The 15,030-nt window shown below is 62.2% G+C and carries 13 protein-coding genes; 11 read left to right on the top strand and 2 right to left on the bottom strand.

The window, feature by feature from the left end:
- The first annotated feature begins 311 nt into the window (after positions 1-311).
- From EKD05_RS21660 to EKD05_RS21630, 7 genes are all read left to right on the top strand, one after another.
- Positions 312-3,014, top strand: coding sequence for a LuxR C-terminal-related transcriptional regulator (locus EKD05_RS21660; protein WP_129677063.1), 2,703 nt, complete (start codon positions 312-314; stop codon positions 3,012-3,014).
- A gap of 163 nt (positions 3,015-3,177) precedes the next feature.
- Positions 3,178-3,564, top strand: a complete 387-nt coding sequence (locus EKD05_RS26515) for a hypothetical protein (protein WP_205704030.1) — start codon at positions 3,178-3,180, stop codon at positions 3,562-3,564.
- Positions 3,565-3,566: 2 nt separating this feature from the next.
- Positions 3,567-4,277, top strand: a complete 711-nt coding sequence (locus tag EKD05_RS21650) for a DUF4386 domain-containing protein (protein WP_165360878.1) — start codon at positions 3,567-3,569, stop codon at positions 4,275-4,277.
- A gap of 10 nt (positions 4,278-4,287) precedes the next feature.
- Positions 4,288-5,298 (top strand): NAD(P)-dependent alcohol dehydrogenase, encoded by a 1,011-nt coding sequence (locus EKD05_RS21645; RefSeq protein WP_129677059.1) that lies wholly within the window; start codon positions 4,288-4,290, stop codon positions 5,296-5,298.
- Entirely contained in the window at positions 5,295-6,224 is a 930-nt protein-coding gene (locus EKD05_RS21640; RefSeq protein WP_129677057.1) for an NAD(P)-dependent alcohol dehydrogenase, read from the top strand. Before EKD05_RS21645 ends, EKD05_RS21640 begins: the two co-directional genes overlap by 4 nt.
- A 394-nt stretch (positions 6,225-6,618) precedes the next feature.
- Positions 6,619-7,038 carry a GNAT family acetyltransferase gene (locus EKD05_RS21635; RefSeq protein WP_129677055.1) on the top strand — a complete coding sequence of 140 codons (420 nt, stop codon included), beginning with the start codon at positions 6,619-6,621 and terminating at the stop codon, positions 7,036-7,038.
- 97 nt (positions 7,039-7,135) lie between these two features.
- Complete coding sequence (locus EKD05_RS21630) at positions 7,136-7,540, top strand: VOC family protein (protein ID WP_129677053.1); 405 nt, start codon at positions 7,136-7,138, stop codon at positions 7,538-7,540.
- A gap of 969 nt (positions 7,541-8,509) precedes the next feature.
- Here the strand turns inward: EKD05_RS21630 and EKD05_RS21625 are convergent.
- Positions 8,510-9,623, bottom strand: a protein-coding gene (locus EKD05_RS21625) for an IS3 family transposase (RefSeq protein ID WP_370374929.1) whose coding sequence is annotated in 2 segments (ribosomal slippage) — positions 8,510-9,347 and positions 9,346-9,623 — 1,116 coding nt in all. Because the reading frame shifts where the segments join, the coding sequence is not laid out codon by codon here.
- A 256-nt stretch (positions 9,624-9,879) separates the two neighbouring features.
- Here EKD05_RS21625 and EKD05_RS21620 point away from each other — a divergent pair.
- From EKD05_RS21620 to EKD05_RS21610, 3 genes are all read left to right on the top strand, one after another.
- Positions 9,880-10,104, top strand: a complete 225-nt coding sequence (locus tag EKD05_RS21620; RefSeq protein WP_129677051.1) for a hypothetical protein — start codon at positions 9,880-9,882, stop codon at positions 10,102-10,104.
- Complete coding sequence (locus tag EKD05_RS21615; RefSeq protein ID WP_129677049.1) at positions 10,101-10,424, top strand: type II toxin-antitoxin system RelE/ParE family toxin; 324 nt, start codon at positions 10,101-10,103, stop codon at positions 10,422-10,424. The genes EKD05_RS21620 and EKD05_RS21615 overlap by 4 nt, the downstream gene beginning before the upstream one ends.
- A gap of 555 nt (positions 10,425-10,979) precedes the next feature.
- Entirely contained in the window at positions 10,980-11,732 is a 753-nt protein-coding gene (locus tag EKD05_RS21610) for a hypothetical protein (protein ID WP_129677047.1), read from the top strand.
- Between the two features lie 197 nt (positions 11,733-11,929).
- Here EKD05_RS21610 and EKD05_RS21605 read toward each other — a convergent pair whose 3' ends face one another.
- Entirely contained in the window at positions 11,930-14,197 is a 2,268-nt protein-coding gene (locus EKD05_RS21605) for a glucosyltransferase-I (RefSeq protein WP_129677045.1), read from the bottom strand.
- Positions 14,198-14,530: 333 nt separating this feature from the next.
- Here EKD05_RS21605 and EKD05_RS21600 point away from each other — a divergent pair, with 333 nt between their 5' ends.
- Positions 14,531-14,848: a hypothetical protein gene (locus EKD05_RS21600; protein ID WP_129677043.1), complete on the top strand. Its 318-nt coding sequence runs from the start codon at positions 14,531-14,533 to the stop codon at positions 14,846-14,848.
- The last annotated feature ends 182 nt before the right edge of the window (positions 14,849-15,030 follow it).

Genomic DNA, 15,030 nt, shown 5'->3' with positions numbered 1-15,030 from the left:
TGCCAGCTTCGGCGCACTCGCCGTCAGCCAGCCACGGGCCCACACTAGCACGTTGTGCGCAAGCGAGCTCAGCAGCGTCACCATGCATGGCCTCACGCTCGATGGGCTCTTCTGCAACAGGCGTGTTCGGCCAAAAGGCTGACGCAGCGGCACCGAGAGAAACGTTAGGGCTACGCTGAAAATGGGGGAACCACGTTCCCCCATTTTCAGCGTAGCCCTGAGAGAAACGTCAGGTTGTGGCTTTGCATCAGCCCTGAGAGAAACGTGAATCGGTGTAAGCTGATCAAGCAGATAGTGTATGATGAGTAGTCATGACGGTTCCTATTCTCGCGACCAAGCTCTATATCCCACCACCCCGATTGCAGACGATCCCGCGCCTGCGGTTGCTCGAGCGCCTGAATGCCGGGCTGCGCCACGATCACGGTGCTGCGCGCAGGCTGACGCTCATCTCGGCCGCCGCTGGCTTTGGCAAGACGACGCTGCTCAGCGCGTGGGTTGCCGACTGCCAACGGCCGGTCGCCTGGCTTTCGTTAGACGCCGGTGACAGCGACCCTGTCCGTTTTCTGGCCTATCTCATCGCCGCACTGCAAACGCTTGAACCCGACCTCGGCGCGGGCGTGTTGGCGGCACTGCACGCGCCCCAGCCGCCCGCCCAGGAGGCGCTGCTCACTGCGCTACTCAACGACGTGGCGGCGATTCCCCACACGTTCCTTCTCGTCTTGGACGACTACCACGCCCTTGACGCTCCATCTGTTGATCAGGCGCTTGCTTTTATGCTCGACTATATGCCCCCGCAGATGCACTTGGTGATCGCCACGCGCGAAGACCCGCCGCTGCCGCTGGCCCGTCTGCGCGCCCGCGACCAACTCACCGAGGTGCGCGCCGCCGACTTGCGTTTTACGCCGACCGAGGCTGCGGCGTTTCTCAACCAGGCGATGGGGCTGAACCTTTCTGCCGCCGAGATCGCTGTTCTGGAAGCACGTACCGAGGGCTGGATCGCCGGGCTGCACCTGGCCGCCGTCTCATTGCAGGGACGGGCCGACACCGCCAGTTTCGTCGCGACCTTTAGCGGCAGCCACCGCTTTGTGCTCGATTACCTGGTCGAGGAGGTGCTGCAGCAACAGCCCGCCAACGTGCAGCATTTCCTGCTGCGCACCGCCATCCTCAACCGGCTGTGCGGCCCCCTGTGCGATGCGGTCGTAAAGGATGAAGATCTCATCACCCCTCATCCCTCACCCCTCATCCCTCATCCCTCACCCCTCATCCCTCATCCCTCATCCCTCATCCCTCATCCCTCATCCCTCATCCTTCACGCGCTCGAGCACGCCAACCTGTTCCTGGTGCCCCTGGACAATGAGCGGCGCTGGTACCGCTACCACCACCTCTTTGGCGACCTGCTGCGCCAGCGGTTGTACCAGCAGCAGCCAGACGCCGTGCTCGCGTTGCACCTTCGCGCCAGCATCTGGTATGAGGCAAACGACCTGGAACTGGAAGCGTTTCACCACGCGGCGGCGGCCAATGATGTGGCGCGGGCTGCACGGCTATTGGAGGGCCGGGGCATGCCGCTGCTCTTTCGTGGCGCCGCGCAGCCAGTGCTGCGCTGGCTGGCGTCGCTGCCCACGCCTGCGCTGGATGCCCATCCCGCACTCTGGGTTACGTATGCCTCTGCCCTGCTGTTTGTCCAACAGGTGGCTGGCGTAGAAGCGAAGCTCACCGCGGCTGAAGCGGTGTTGCCGGACACCCCATCTGACCCTGACCTGCGCGACCTGATCGGCCACATCGCGGTCATCCGAGCGACGCTGGCCGTAACCCGGCACGACGCCGAGACGATTATGGTTCAGGCGCACCGCGCCCTGGTCTACCTGCATCCCCACAATCTGCCGGTACGCACCGCCGTCACCTGGGCGCTGGGCTATGCCCGGTATCTCCAGGGCGACCGAGTCGCGGCGGCGCAAGCCTACCACGAAGCGTTAGCTGCCAGTGAGCCTCTCGGCCATTTCATCATTACCCTGATGGCGACGATGGGCCTGGGCGACCTTCAGGAAGGGGCGAACCGGCTCCATCTGGCGGCGGAGCACTACCGGCGTGCGCTGGCACTGGCCGGCAATCCGCCGCTGCCGGTGGCTTCCACGGCGCACCTGGGCCTGGCGCGCATCCACTACGCCTGGAATGACCTGGCAACGGCTGAGCAGCACGTCGAGCAAAGCCGCCATCTGGCACGGCAGATTGCAAACACCGACCGCCTGGTCGCCGCCGAGCTGTTTCTGGCGCGCCTGAAGCTAGCACAAGGCGATCTCGACGGCGCGGCGGCTCTGCTGATGCAGATCGAGCCGCAGATCGTTCAGCCGCACGTTGCCCTGCAACGGCCAGAGCATGCGTCCGTTCATCTGCTGCTCGCCCTGTCCCAGGGCAATTTGGCTGCCGCCGCCGCGTCGGCGCAAACCCACACCCTGCCCCTTAGCCGAGCCAGGGTGGCGTTGGCGCAGGGCGATTCGGCGGCGGCCTTGACCACGTTGACCGCCTATCGGCAGCAGGCCGAGGCCAACGGGTGGCCGGACGAGCGCTTGAAGGCGCTCATCCTGCAGGCGGTGGCGCATCAGGCGTTGGGCGAGAAGGAAACGGCCATTGTCGTGCTGGTCGAGGCGCTGACGCTGGCGGCCCCCGATGGCATCATTCGTCCTTTCGTCGAGGCAGGCCCGCTGCTGGTGCAGGTGCTGGCCGTAGCCGCCGCCCGCGGCATCAAGCCAGCGTACGTGCGTACCTTGCTGGCCGCCGTCGCTACCGAGACGCCCCCGGGCGAAACCAGCACGCCGCCGCTCATTGAGCCCTTAACCGAACGCGAGCTGGAAGTGCTGCGCCTCATCGCCCAGGGTTGCTCCAATCGTGAGATCGGCGAGCGGCTCTATCTGGCGCTGGACACGGTAAAAGGGCATAATCGCCGGATCTTTGCGAAGCTTCAGGTGCAGCGCCGCACCGAAGCCGTGGCGCGTGCCCGCGAGCTGGGTTTGCTGTAGATGCCCTTCCTCCTTGCTCTTCAAGCGGCATCGCTCCGTTGATCTGCCGCCATCCGCAAAATGAGGATGCTGTATCCACTGCCCCGATACATCCACGAGAGCAAAGACGGAGGCTGTAATCACGGTCTGTTCGGCTTCGCCAACACCGGCAAACAACACCAACGTGTCTAGGCATTCTCACGGGCTGCTGCTACACTGGCGCTACAAGCGTGACCAGCGCGCCACGCTCACCGCTGTTAGGAGGAGCGCGATGAGCAGCCAGGGCAACCGGGACGTCGGCCCGGATCAACCGATGCTCTACCAGATCCGGCTCCGAGGGCACCTCGGCAGCCAGTGGGCCGACTGGTTTGACGGCCTGACGGTGGATCTGACCGACACTGGCGAAACGCTGCTGACCGGGCCGGTGGCCGACCAGGCCGCGCTGCACGGCCTGCTCAAGAAAGTGCGCGATCTGGGTCTGACCCTGCTGGCCGTGCAATGTGGGCCGACTGGCGCAACAGACATGTTGCCGGACGAAGGCGCAGCAAATCAACCTCCAAAAGGAGCGTGAAGATGAAGACCGCAACCAAAACGACAAGGCTATTGGGGCTTGCCTTTCTCCTTCAGTTTATTACGTCCTTGAGCAGCGGCGTATTTTTCAAATCAGCCTGGTTTGTGCCAGAAGACATGAGCGCAACCATGCTCAAGATGGCGGCCAATCCGGGGTTGGTGCGGGCCAATATCCTGGTCGATATGCTCACCGCCCTCGGCGTCACCTTTTTGGGCGTGATGCTCTATCTCACCCTGCGCAAACAGAACGAAAAGATCGCCCTGACCGCCCTGGGCTTCTACATCCTGGAAGTGGCCTTGCTGGCCGTAAGCCGGATGGAAACCTTTGCGCTGCTGCGTTTCAGCCAAGCATATGTTGCCACCGGACAGCCCGCTGAATTGCTGCTCCTGGGGCAGGTGGCCTACGAAGCGATGGATTTCGCGGGCAACACCCTCCACATGCTGGCGTTTTGCCTCGGCGCAATTATGTTCTATTTTTTACTCGACAGGGCCCGGATTGTGCCCCGCTGGATGTCGCTCTGGGGCCTCGTCACCGTGTTTCCGCTGCTGGTCGGCACCCTGAGCCAGATGTTTGGTTACACCATCCCGTTTCTTTTCTACCTGCCCTACGTTCCCTTTGAATTGGTGCTTGGAGTCTGGATTCTAGTCAAAGGCATACCGGAGATACCTGCGGTGCAAGGCTTCAATGTCATGACTCCAGTGGTGCCCTCGTAAGGAGCTCGTCATGAAAGCAGTTGTGTTTACCGAATACGGTTCCCCTGATGTGCTAAGGCTTCAAGAAGTCCCCAGGCCGACGCCCAAAGAAAACGAACTCCTGGTGCGGGTGTGCGCCACCCCGGTCAACTACGGCGACCTGACGGCGCGTAACTTTGCCAACAGCGCATTCAATATGCCCGCGCTGCTGTACCTCCCGGCGCGCATGGCTTTTGGCTGGAACAGGCCCAAAATCAACGTGCTGGGCAGCGAACTGGCCGGGGACGTGGCAGCGGTCGGTCGCCGCGTGACGAAGTTCAAACCTGGGGATGCCGTCTTCGCCTACGTGGGCATGAAGATGGGCGCCAACGCCGAATACATCTGCCTGCCTGAACATGGCTCGGTGACGCTCAAACCCGCCAATCTGGCGTACGACGAGGCCGCCACCCTGCCGTATGGGGCCATCATGGCGGTCAGTCTGCTGCAAAAAGCCAGGCTGCAGCCGGGGCAGAAGATTCTCATCAACGGAGCCTCCGGCGGCATCGGCGGGATGGCGGTGCAACTGGCGAAAGCGTATGGGGCCGACGTGACTGGGGTTTGCGGTACGCTGCGCCGGGAATATGTCAGCACACTTGGCGCGGATCAGGTGATTGATTATACGGAGCAGGATTTCACGCAGAACGGCGAGCGCTACGATGTCATTCTGGATATCCTGGGCCGTACTTGCTTTGCCCGCTGCAAAAACTCGCTAACCCCGAACGGCATCTTGCTTTTTGCCAGCTTTAAGAGCCGGGCGCTGTTCGACATGTTCCGTACCAGCTTCTTTAACCGTAAAAAGGTCATCTGCACGCTGGCTAATGAGCACGTTGACAGCCTGCTGCTGGTGAAGGAACTGGCCGAGGCGGGGAAGATCAAGGCACCGCTGGAGCAACGGTTTCCGCTGGAGCAGACGGCCGCAGCGCACCGCTACGTCGAAGCCGGTCACAGACAGGGCAAGGTGGTCATCATGCTCAACCATACTGAGTTGGGAGGTGTACAATGAGAGCTGTTGTCTACACCCGCTATGGCCCGCCGGACGTGCTGCACGTACAGGAAATTGCCCGACCCGGCCCCAGCGCAAACGAGGTGCTGATCAAGGTATACGCCACTACCGTCACCATCGGCGACTGCCGCATGCGCAGTTTTACCGTTCCGCCGGAACAGTGGCTGTTTGCCCGCCTCTACCTGGGCATCTGGAAGCCCAGGCGGAAAATCCTGGGCATGGAATTGGCCGGAGAGATTGAAGCCGTCGGCCCGGAGGTCACGCGCTTCAAGGTGGGCGATCCGGTTTTCGCCTCGACCTTCGAGGTCAATTTCGGCGGCTATGCCGAGTATAAATGCCTGCCCGAAGAGGGCATGCTGGCCTTGAAGCCGGCTAAGCTCAGCTTCGAGGAGGCTGCCGCAGCCGTGGGCGGGGGCATAACCGCCTTGCGCTGTTTGGAACGAGGCCGCATCCAACCAGGGCAGCAGGTCTTGATTTACGGCGCATCCGGCGCAGTGGGAACAAGCGCCGTTCAGTTGGCCAGCCGACATTTCGGCGCAGAGGTGACCGGCGTGTGCAGCACGGCCAATCTGGATCTGGTGCAAGCGCTGGGCGCCGTCAAGGTCATTGACTACACCCGTGACGATTTCAGGCGTGACGGCCCGATCTACGATGTTGTGTTCGACGCGGTAGCCAAGCTTCCTCCAACCCACGCGAAAAAAGCGCTCAAGCCGACGGGCATCTATCTGAACGTGCATAAACACAGCAACGCTTCACGCCATGTTCGCCGTGCAGCGTTCCTGGCGCTCAAGGAGCTCATCGAAGCGGGCAAGCTGAAGCCGGTGATTGACCGAGTGTACCCGTTGGAGCAGATCGTTGCGGCGCATCGCTACGTGGATCAGGGGCATAAAAAGGGCAATGTGGTCATCAGCGTGCTTCCGGCTTGAGCGCCGCCGACACTCGATCACGCGGACGACCGCATGCTGGCGCGGGATTTGTTCAAACTGGAGCAAGGGGCTTGCCACATAAGGATATACGATGATGGCAACGACAGACCTGCACATAGCTGAGGTGCTGCTCTACGGCGCTTCCGGCGCGATTGGGTCTGCCGCAGTGCAGCTTGCCAGAATCTTTGGCGCCCAAGTCACCTCAGCATCTTCGGTTGTTCTGCGCCTTGTATCCCGCATTGGAGCGTGCTAAAATACGCTTAGCCGCACGCAGGCGAATGTCCGATCAGAGGAGCTTCGCCTACGCCTGTGCAAGCGAAAGAACCTCCGCAGAAGTGGAGTAGTTAGATAGTGAATATGCAAGTCATTTTGTTGTTGAAGGGGCCATCAACGCATGGAAATCCGAGCGTTTCGTCCTGAGGACGAGCACGACATCGTGTCGCTTTGGGAGCGATGCGAGCTTGTTCGGTCGTGGAACGACCCGCGCAAGGATATGTTGCGCAAGCTTCAGGTTCAAGGCGATCTGTTCTTGGTCGGCCTGATCGACGGCCACGTGGTGGCAACGGTGATGGCTGGGTACGAGGGCCATCGCGGCTGGGTCAACTACGTGGCAGTGGCACCAGAGCACCAACGAAGCGGACTGGCCCGGCACCTGATGTGCGAGGCGGAGCGCCGTCTGCGTGCGTTGGGTTGTCCGAAGGTCAATCTGCAGGTTCGAAACGGCAATGCCAACGCAGTTGCGTTCTATCGAGCGCTTGGCTATACCCCAGACGACGTCATCAGCCTGGGCAAGCGGCTCGAGAACGACGCCTAGGCAGAATCAATGCGATGCCGGAAACGCGCCGTTTGGCTAGCGCTGGCAGATTGTCGTTGGCACATGGTCGCCGTTCCGCCCCAACACAGGAGGACGCATGAAATTTGGCTACACCATCATCTATGTTCCCGAGGTCGGTGCATCGTTGGCCTTCTTTGAACGTGCCTTTGGGCTCGCACGCCGCTTTCTTCACGAGTCTGGCGATTACGGCGAACTTGAGACGGGCGCAACCACGCTCGCGTTCGCATCGCATGCCTTGGGGCAGCTGAACCTGCCCAACGGGTTTGTGGCGGCAAGTGAATCCATGCTGCCCCTTGGCGTTGAAGTTGCGTTGGTGACGCCCACGGTCGCTGACGCCCACACGAAAGCGCTGGCGGCGGGCGCGATCGAGGTGCAAGCGCCTGCGGCAAAGCCGTGGGGCCAGGTGGTCTCGTATGTGCGCTGCCCAGATGGCACGTTGGTTGAACTCTGTTCACCGATGGACGCTGACCCTGCGGTATAACCCATTCGTCCCGCCAACGGCACCAGATGCTGCGGTGTGCCGTTGGCTCCATGGCACTCTGTGTACCCGGTGTTGCCCACCTTACGCGACGCCCGCTTCACCCTCCCCAACCTTATTGCCCATCGTGTATGCTTCTGAAGAAATTATCAAACGCTTCAGGAGGAGACGGTATCCAATACATTGTCATCTTGATGCACCTTCTCTGGGTGGATAAGCATGTTATACTATGCCTATCTTCGTCGCTACGCTTGAGCATCCTCGCGCCACTCCTTTCTTGGGCGGTATGTCGTGGCTCCCTGGCGCTTGTTGGGGTGGCTCCCCATGCGTTTGGGGGCGGGTAGGAAGGATCGGTATGCAGGAGAGTGGTGCAGAATAGGGTCTGCCATCTGCCGAGCACGGGCCACATGTGGTCGCCAACGGGGGGGGGGCCGGGCGTGTTCGGGCAGGATCCGGGGCCAGGGGCCCGCAGGTGCCCAGAATCTGGCCTTCCATACTCGTACAGACCGCATATGTGCCCGTGGGTGACATTGGCTGGGCAGGCGCTCACGCCGCACGTGGGGCGTGAGCCGTGGTGCGGGGCGTGGGGACGACGCAGGGGCCGCGTGGGTTCGCTCAGGCGGCAGCCTTCCGCGCGTGCCGGTGGAGCCAGCTGAGCACGTTGCGCACGGCGCAGGCCTGGAAGAGTTCAAACTGCGCGGCGGCCAACCCGATGCAGCGGGCGCGGCGACAGCCCTGGTAGCGCGTGAGCCAGGCGATGGTCTAAGGTGGACCCATTTGTCAAGACACAACATTTGGCCGTTTTCCGTGCGGGTGCCTTCCTTCACCCTCAGAAAGCCTTGACACGTGAGTCTCAATCTGGCGTCAGGGCCGGGGGCCGGGGGTGGGGTGGGGCCAGGTCGCCCCGGCCGGGGCGACCTGGCCCCACCCCACCCCCGGCGAAAAAACTGCCGAAGGGTGCCCCGTACGGGCTTATCCGTCCCGATAGACCTCCGCGGGACGACGATAGCCCAGGGCTTGGTGCGGTCGTTCGTGATTGTAAAAGTGCATGTATTGCGCGATCCCCATGCGTGCCTCACGTGGACTTCCATACTCGTGGAGATAGACCTCCTCGTACTTGACGGAACGCCAGAGCCGTTCGGTAAAGATATTGTCGTGAGCGCGTCCGCGTCCATCCATGCTGATCCTGGCTCCTGCGGCCTCTCGCTTGCTCGTGAGCTGCGGACTAGTGAAATGGCTCCCCTGGTCGCTGTTCCAGATCGTGGGCGTTGCCATCGTCAATGCACGATCCACGGCATCGAGCACGAAGGGCAGTTCCAGGGTCTCATCCAGAGCCCAACTGATCACGTAGCGCGAGTACCAGTCGAGGATGGCGACCAGGGAGAGCCAGCCGCTCCGCAGGCGAATATACGTGATATCTGAGCCCCAGATCGCGTTTGGCACGCTGGCGGTTACCCCACGGAGCAGGTACGGGTAGATGCGATGCTGGGCGGTCCGTTTGCTCAGATTGGGGCCAGGGGTGATGCCCGCAATGCCCATCTCACGCATAGACCGTTGCACCCGTTTGCGGTTCATCAAGACTCCTTCCTCGTTCAGGATGACCGTCATCTTGCGTGATCCATAGAACGGGTGAGCAGTGTACAGCGCATCAAGACGATGCTTGGTGGCCACCTCCTCCGGCGATGGCGGCACCGGCTGATAGGACAAACTTGCCCGACTGAGGCTTAAGAGGTCGGCCTGGGTACGTAACGAAAGAGCATCCGCAGTGCGCTCGACCAGGGCAATACGTTCAGCACGAGTCAATCCGGCAGCTTTTTTTCAGAAAATTAACATGTGTTTTTAAGCGCCCAATCTCTGCATAGAGGTGCTCCAGCTCACGGGCGTGGGCAGCCCGAAGCTCGATCACCGAGTCCCGACGTTCGAACAGGTCGGGCAAGCTGGTCAGGGCAGCTTGCTTCCATTCGCGGAGCACGGTAGGGGCAACCCCGTGCTCGGCAGCGAGCTGATTGATGGATTTCGCTTCTTTCAAGAGCTCCAGAACTATCTGGGCCTTGAACGCGGCGGTGTAAACCTTTTTCATCTGCATCTGGTACGGAACCTTGACCGAGTGAGTGTCTAAATTATTGGCTCCATTATAATAGTCACTCCAGCTTGTTGATGCGACCCCGGACACGGCCGCGCCGACCCCACGGCAGGTGCAGGCCTGCAGGCTGTTCACGCTGCGGCTCGGGCTGCGGCAGAACGACGACGCGAAGGTACGACGTTACCGCAAGATACTGGCACCCGAGCGCAAGATCAGGTACACTTTGCCCAGGCGAAGACGCACACGTGAGGAGGCCCGTATGACCGGAAGCGAGGCGCTGCAATCGGTTCAATTTGTCACGGTGAAGGGCAAGCGCTTGGCCGTTTTAAGTGCGGACGACTGGGAAGCGCTGATTGAGTGGCTGGAAACCTTGGAGGATGTGGCTATTGCCAAGGAAGCGTTTGCCCAATTGAAAGCCGCAGGCGGTGACCGCGGCAAGGCGGGGTGGGTGAAATGGACCGATGTGGCGGATGACGTGGCATGAGCCAGTACGACATCTATCTTACCCCACGGGCGTGGCGCGAAGTGAAAGTCCTTCCCAGCCATATGCGCCAACGGCTACGTCGGGAGATCGATGGCCTTGCCGCCGCGCCGCGTCCGTCAACCAGCAAAGCGCTTGATGTGCCACCACCTGGGGGCGACGAGGAGCCACGGTCCTATGAATTACGGCGCCTGCGCATTGACCGGTGGCGGATCGCCTATGCCGTGACCGAAGAAGCTAAAATCATTGACGTTCTGACAATACAAAAGCGTCCGCCATATGATTATGGAGACCTCAGTGACCTTATGCAAGAACTGAAGTGAAAAGGCTTTTTTAAGAGAGACTTCACGGTCGGGTTGAGGATGGGGTAGGCCCACATCCTTGAGTAACCTTGGGGTTGGTTCTCAAGGCCGGAGTAGCGGCATGAGCCAGTCCTTGCGTGCGTCGCGCGAGCGGTGCGAAGATCGTCAACGCACGCCCATGCGCTCGCAGCGCATCCAGCGCTTCCGCACCGCCCGGCCAGGCCCAGCGGGTCTCCGGATCTATCTATCTAAGGATGCCACGCGGGAGCGGGGGCATCTGACGATCAGGCCCTGCTCGCCCCGACCGAGCCGCGAGCCACGCGAGCCAGGGTGCGATCACGCCGCCTGGTCGTCGAGGCGCGAGACCCATGCAGCCGATGCCAAGCTGTGCCGAGCCAGGTTGCCCCGCAGGTGCAGGCGGCTCCGGCCCACTACCATCCGCTGACCCACGAGGTCTGCCGCACGATGCCTCGACCCTAGGGCGATGGCAGCTTCTGCTCGTGCATGCCGTCAGACCGGCAGAACCTCCTCTATGCGCCCAGACCGTCGGCGTCAACGCCTCGGCTGCTGGCAAGCGTGTATCATACCATTTTTGCCCCACTGAACCGCCGGCAGCAGCGCCGGATCGCACGCCTGCTTGCCCTTGCCCTGCTGTCCCTCGTGTTCGTGACGAGCACCGGGGACGCGGCCGAACGGCTCCCCGTGTCGGTCGCCGTCGCTACCTCAGTGCGGCGGATCTGCCACCGCCGCTGCCGTTCGCATCCCGTCGCCCCGCCGCTCTGCGGCTCCGGGGCGCTCCTGCAGCGCACCCTGCCGCCGGTGCTGGGCCAAACGTGCGTGCTGCTCCTGCTCCTCCTTGGCGGGCGCGCCCCCACCGCGCTCTTCCTCCTGTCCAGTCTGCCGCTGCTCCGCTGGCTGCTGACCTTCAGCACCCTCGTCTGGCCCGCCTGGACCCAGCGCCCCAGCTGCCGCTGGCTCCGCCAGACGCTGGCCGACCTCCACCTCGCCCTGCTGCTCGGCCTCGATGGGCACCTACGCGGCCACATCCTCGGCTTCCCACAGGGTGGCGTACTCGCTGCGGCCACCACGCCCATCCGCCCGCCCAAACCCACGGCCAGCGGGCGCATCCTTGCGGATGGTACCGACGAGGTCACCCTCGGTGACCTCGTCGGTACCATCCGCCATAAACCCGTGGACGAGTTTGACCGGCGCATGTTCCTGCTGTCGCTGCGCGCCATCCACCTGGTGGATCGCCCGTCGAAATGGCCATTCGTCATACGGCATGCTCCGTTTGTGTGCGGCGCGGCAGTCGTTACCGCAGCGGCGTGAGGCCGCACCCCCTTTGAGGGGGTATCATCGCTTAAGTATATGACAATGGGCACGGCGCGGTAGGGGCACGGCGCGGTGGGGGCACGGCGCGGTAGGGGCACGGCTTGCCCGTGCCCTTCCTTGCATGGGGCACGGCAGCGGGGCGGCGGGGGGCGGGGCACGGCGCGGTGGGGGGCACGGGCAAGCCGTGCCCCTCCTCATCGCTGCACCACGGGCACATAGACACGCTTTGTCCCGTCAATGCGTTGCACGTCGCCGTCGCTGGGCGCACCGGTGCCAAGGCCTACTTCGAAGGTGAGATCTTGCATCGAGGGCGCTTTGACGCCGATGGTGCCGTCGTTGCTGGTGATGCCACTGGCTACGTCGGTGGTGATAAAGAGGTAGCTGCTGCTACCTTCGGCTAGCGGTTGCCAGCGAAAGGCGGCGAAACTGTGCCGCCCAGGAAAGGGCACGTTGTTGATGCGGCCCAGCAGGGTGGCGTTGGCCGGGTCGAACGTGGCATCAGCCGAGTGCCAGACCCGCAGGTTTATGAGGTCGCCGGGGCGGTAGTTGCCCTGGGTCGTGATCTTGAGATCGGTCAGCATCGTTGAACCATTCGTGAGGTCAAATTTCAGGGCGTAGAGCAGGTTCTGACGGCTGCCTGGTTCAATGCTGCCCGCGTTTAGCGCCGGTGAACTGACGACGATCTCGGGGATCGCGACTTCCTGGAAGATCTGGCCGGCATAGCCTCCTGCAAAACGGTTGTTGGCACTGCTGCCCCAGACCGTGTTGAGGTCATACGATGTCCCGCTGATGATCGTGCTCCACGTGCTCCCGTTGAAACTCAGCAGCGTGCCCTGGTCGCCGACGGCGAGGATATTGTTTGCATCGCTGCCCCAGATGGCCCGCAAAAAGCGCGTTGTCTCGGTTGGCATGGTGCTCCAGGTCGTACCGTCGTAGTGGAGAATCCGCCCACTGCCGCCGACCGCATAGACATTGTCGCTCGCGGTGCCCCAGATCGCATACAGCGGCGAGGTCGTCCCGCTTGTCATCTGGCTCCAGGAAACACCGTCGTAGTGGAGGATCACCCCGGTCAGGCCGACGACAAAGACATCGTCAGGCCCGGTGCCCCAGACGGCATTCAAAATGCCGTTGACCCCTGTGCTGATCGGGTTCCAGGAGCTACCATTGTAGCGCAGGATGTTATTGCTGCCGACGGCAAAGACATCATTGGGGCCGCTGCCCCAGACTGCGCTGAGTTGGGTCGTTGCCCCGCTCTCCATCGGTGACCAGCGGGTGCCGTCATAGCGCAAGATGATGCCACCGCCGCCGACGGCAAACATATTGGTGCGATTGCTGCCCCAGATTGCGTAGAGATAATTGGTGATGTCGTGTGGCACTGGCATTGGCCTCCAGATCAGGCCATCGTAGGCCAGGATGGTGCCCGCTTCACCGACGGCAAAGATCTCATTGGCACCAGTGCCCCACATCCCGAAGATCTCCTTGACAAACCAGTTGGCCTGTTTGTCCCAGTTTGTGCCGTCGTAATGAAAGACGCCACCTTGCGAACTGTCGCTGGTGACAAAGATATCATCAGGCCCGGTACCCCAGATGCCTGCGAGTGTATTGCCGATGAAATTGATCGTCGCCATGCGTGCCCAACTGCTGCCGTTATAGCGATAGATGATCCCGGAGGCTCCAACCGCAAAGACATTGTCGGGGCCCGTGCCCCAGACCGCATAGAACGTGCTGGTAGAATCGCTGACCATCGGGCTCCAACCGATCCCGTTGTAACGCAAGAGCGTGCCCTGCTCACCGACGGCAAACACATCGGTGTCACTGCTGCCCCATACACCATAGAGAATCCGACTCGAGCTGGTTGACTCGCGCCAGGTGCTCCCATCAAAGCGAACAATGACTCCCGAGGCACCAACGGCAAAGATATTGTCGGGCCCACTGCCCCAGATGCCATTGAGGCTCGCGGTGGTGCTGCTCGCCATCCGCGTCCAGGTGGTGCCATCGTAGCGCAGGATCGCCCCGCCACCACCGACGGCAAAGACATTCGTGCTACTCGTTCCCCAGACGGCATAGAAGATCACCGCTTGATCGCGATACACTTGTTGCCACTCAACGCCGTCGTAGTGTAGGATCACCCCCCGGGTGCTGACGGCGAAAACGTCGGTAGCGCTACTCCCCCAGACGCCTGTCAACATGTCGTCGGTCCCACTGATCATCGGTTGCCAGTGAGTCCCGTCGTAGTGCATGATCGCGCCAACATTGCCGACCGCAAAGACATCATCCGGCCCACTCCCCCAGATCGCCTTGAGGCCTCGCCACGTCGGAATCGTCATCGCGTCCCAGCCAATGCCTGCGGCACGGGTAGGATTGATTGACATAACAAACGAGAGCGTAAACAAAATGATGAGCACAAGCGAAACGACTGGCGTTCGGGGCCTGAACATACCTGAACGGCGTTGTGGCTGCATACATTTCTCCGCATACTGAATATTTTGGGATGATAATTTGGCGCAAAGGCGCAAAGGGCGTTTTGAGCACATCATTCTTCGCGCCCGCGTACCCAGGAATGTCGAGAAACCTTCGTTGAGACACTACTGAAGTCGTGAGCATCAACGCGAAGGCATTTTTTCGAGATGAAGCGGGATGGTAGGCAAAGCATAGCATAGCGGGCACGGGCGCTTGGTAAAGATATCCAGACCTCACGTAGAGGTCCGGCGAACGCAACCCTTGCGGCACGTGCCATCCCATTCTTGCTGCGCCCTGCCGTGGGCATGGAATGATCGCGGTTGGATGGGCGGGGCATGGATCACGTCGGATGTGTCGCCGGGCCGGGCCGGGGTCAATCAGGGGCGGGGTGGTGTTATCGGGGCTGCCGTGGGGCGCAGCAGCGCTGGGACAAGCCTGCGGGCATGGGGGGGCCATGGGCTGCTGCGCCCCTACGGCGCGAACAACCGCATGCGTGGCGCGGTGCTATCCCGGCGATGGCGGGTGCCGGGCCGGCGATCACGGCGATGGAGGTTGATGGGCCGACGAGTAGGGGCGCAGCAGCCCATATGGCGCGTGCCGTAACCGCATCGCCCACCGCTTGGCTGCTGCGCCCTGCCGTGGGCATGGAATGATCGCGGTTGGATGGGCGGATGGACGGGGATGGTGGGGGCACGGCGGGGCGGCAGGGCACGGGCAAGCCGTGCCCCTACGCGGGGCACGGCGGGGCGGCGGCGGTAGGGGCACGGCGGGGCGGCAGGGCACGGGCAAGCCGTGCCCCTACGCGGGGCACGACGGGGCGGCGGCGGTAGGGGCA

Source organism: Candidatus Chloroploca sp. Khr17 (assembly GCF_004138165.1).
Taxonomy (GTDB): domain Bacteria; phylum Chloroflexota; class Chloroflexia; order Chloroflexales; family Chloroflexaceae; genus Chloroploca.
Note: the sequence above shows the minus strand (reverse complement) of the source record. Positions and strands in the feature narration are given on the sequence as shown.